We start from the raw sequence: 2462 nt of genomic DNA on the forward strand, positions 1-2462 counted from the left end.
TTCACTTCCCCAGCTGCATGATGTTGTGATTTCCGGTTGCGAAGCCGACGTGTTTTTGTTCCATGTAGAACTCGAAGCTCCAGTTGCCGCCGTCGCGGCCGATACCGGAAGCCTTGACGCCGCCGAACGGGGTGGGCAGGTGGCGGACGTTTTCCGAGTTCACCCAGATCATCCCGGCTTCAAGCTTGTCGGTGAACTGCAAGGCGCGGGTCAGGTCATTGGTCCAGACATAGCCGGTCAGACCGTATGGTGTGTCGTTGGCAATCTGCAGCGCCTCGTCCTCGGTCGAGAACGGGATCGAGGTCAGAACCGGGCCGAATATCTCTTCGCGCGCGATACGCATCTGGTTATTGGCATCGGTAAACAGGGTTGGGCGAATGAAATACCCTGTGTCGCCCACCTTGACACCTCCGGCGGCGACAGTCGCACCGTCTTCTTTCGCGATGTCAAAATAGGAGGTCACCTTGTTATAATGCTCCTCGGTCACCAGGGGCCCGATCTCGGTCGCAGGATCCAGCGGATGACCGACCTTGATGGTGTTGACCCGCTCGATCAGCTTTGCCTCGAACGCGTCCTTGATGGTGTCCTGCACCAGCAGGCGCGAGGATGACGTGCAGCGCTCGCCATTGATCGAGTAGATCATGAAGATCACCGCATCCAGCGCCCGGTCGAGATCGGCGTCGTCGAACACAACAACCGGGTTCTTGCCGCCCAGTTCCAGATGCATCCGCTTGAGCGTATCGGCACCTTGTTTGGTGATGATGCTGCCGGTGCGGCTTTCACCGACAAAGGCGATCGCCTTGATCAACGGATGCTCCGTCAACGCCTTACCCGCATCGGGGCCGAACCCGTTCACGGTGTTCAGCACACCCTTGGGCAGCCCGGCCTCTTCGGCGATCTCCACCAGCAGGCGAGCGGACAGCGGAGAATCTTCGGCCGGTTTGTGAACCACAGTGCACCCGGCAGCCAAAGCAGGTGCGATCTTCCATGTCGACAGCATGAACGGCGTGTTCCACGGCGTGATCACCCCCACCGGACCAATCGGAACGCGCGTGGTGATGTTCATCAGGGTCGGCGACTTAAGGTGCTGACCGTCCCGCGCCTGGACCACCTGATCCGCGAAATACCGGAAATTCTCGGCCCCCCGCAGCGCGGCCTTGGACATAAAGCGCAGGGTCTGGCCGGTGTCCCAGCATTCACACAGCGCAATTTCCTCGGCACGGGCCTCGATCGCATCGGCAACGTTCAGCAAGATGCGGCGCCGCTCGGTGGCAGGCATGTCGCGCCAATCGGCAAATGCGGCGTGGGCGGCATTGGCGGCAGCGTCGATATCATCGGCTGTGCCATGGGCGACATCGCAGATCACCGACCTGTCAACCGGGGAGGTGGATTGGAACACCCCTGCGGAACCGTCGCGATCTTCGCCCGCGATCCGGTTCTTGATGCCGGTTTCCTTAAACCGGGTCAGAAAGCCCGCCAGCTTCTCGATATTCGTATCCAGTGCGCTCATGGATCAGGTCTCCTGGTTGGTCGCGCCCAAATGGTCCCGGATCGTGCCGGTCTTGGGCGAAAGGTCTGGGTCAATGTCACGCATCTCAAGCGAGAGCGCGATGGAATGTCCGGCGAAGGCGGGGGACAGATAGGCCTCAACCGCCTCAAAAATGCGCTGCGTGGCGTCCCGTTTGACATCCGCAGCCCGGCCAGCGCGCAGGCGGATCGAGATATCGATAAACCCATGCGCCGGATTGCCGTCCGCGATGGCATAGTGATCGACCCGCGTGGCCCGGACACGAATACCGGGCAGGGGAAATGTCTTGATCCCGGCAGCCGTGGCCCGGATGCATTCGCACAAGCCACTCATATCGATCCTGTCCTCCAGATTGCCGGAATACTCGACGTGAAAATGTGGCATGTGCTCCCCTCCAATGGTAAACATGTTTAGTAAATTGGAGCCCCCGCTGTCAAGAACTTGCTTTGTTAATCTTTGCATCTTTTGACTCTGCGAATTAGAAGACTGTCATGAGTGAACAAAGCCACACCAAGAACACCTCGCGCGCCCTTCCGATTGCCTTGCTGCGCGCACGCGAAACCGTCATGGCCCCCATCCGGGACATGCTGCAGGGGATACAACTGACCGAGCAGAAATGGCGCATCCTGCGCGTGCTGGACGAGTTGGGTGAAGTGGAGCAAAGCTCGATTGCCAAAGAGGCCTGCCTGCTGTTGCCAAGCCTCACCCGCATCCTGCGCACGATGGAAGCCGAAGGCCAAATATCACGCCGCCAGGACAGCCACGACAAACGACGCACAATGGTGAAGATCACAAACGAAGGACGAAACATCCTCGCCGAAAACCTCGGAACCTCTCTGCAGATCTACCAAAGCATCGAAAAACAAATGGGACGAGAAAAACTCAATCAACTCCTCGACCTGCTCGAAGAACTACAAGCCGTCAAAGTCTGACC

At 59.0% G+C, this 2462-nt stretch carries 3 protein-coding genes; 1 reads left to right on the forward strand and 2 read right to left on the reverse strand.

Going from position 1 to position 2462, the window contains the following annotated elements; genetic code table 11:
• Position 1: 1 nt before the first annotated feature.
• Together hpaE and ACR0EK_RS20235 are read right to left on the reverse strand one after the other, a co-directional pair.
• On the reverse strand, positions 2-1510 hold the full coding sequence (gene hpaE / locus ACR0EK_RS20230) for a 5-carboxymethyl-2-hydroxymuconate semialdehyde dehydrogenase (protein WP_480968095.1): 1509 nt from the start codon (positions 1508-1510) through the stop codon (positions 2-4).
• A 3-nt stretch (positions 1511-1513) separates the two neighbouring features.
• Entirely contained in the window at positions 1514-1912 is a 399-nt protein-coding gene (locus ACR0EK_RS20235) for a 5-carboxymethyl-2-hydroxymuconate Delta-isomerase (RefSeq protein WP_267365252.1), read from the reverse strand.
• Between the two features lie 107 nt (positions 1913-2019).
• On the opposite strand from ACR0EK_RS20235, the gene hpaR reads away from it, so the two are divergent.
• A complete protein-coding gene (hpaR, locus tag ACR0EK_RS20240) occupies positions 2020-2460 on the forward strand; it encodes a homoprotocatechuate degradation operon regulator HpaR (RefSeq protein WP_480492848.1) in 441 nt (146 codons plus the stop codon).
• The last annotated feature ends 2 nt before the right edge of the window (positions 2461-2462 follow it).

This window comes from Ruegeria sp. AE4 (assembly GCF_056542185.1).

Excerpts from the sequence above, each read along its gene's own strand:
- hpaE (WP_480968095.1), bottom strand. The coding sequence starts at position 1,510 with ATGAGCGCACTGGATACGAATATCGAGAAGCTGGCGGGCTTTCTGACC.
- ACR0EK_RS20235 (WP_267365252.1), bottom strand. The coding sequence starts at position 1,912 with ATGCCACATTTTCACGTCGAGTATTCCGGCAATCTGGAGGACAGGATC.
- hpaR (WP_480492848.1), top strand. The coding sequence starts at position 2,020 with ATGAGTGAACAAAGCCACACCAAGAACACCTCGCGCGCCCTTCCGATT.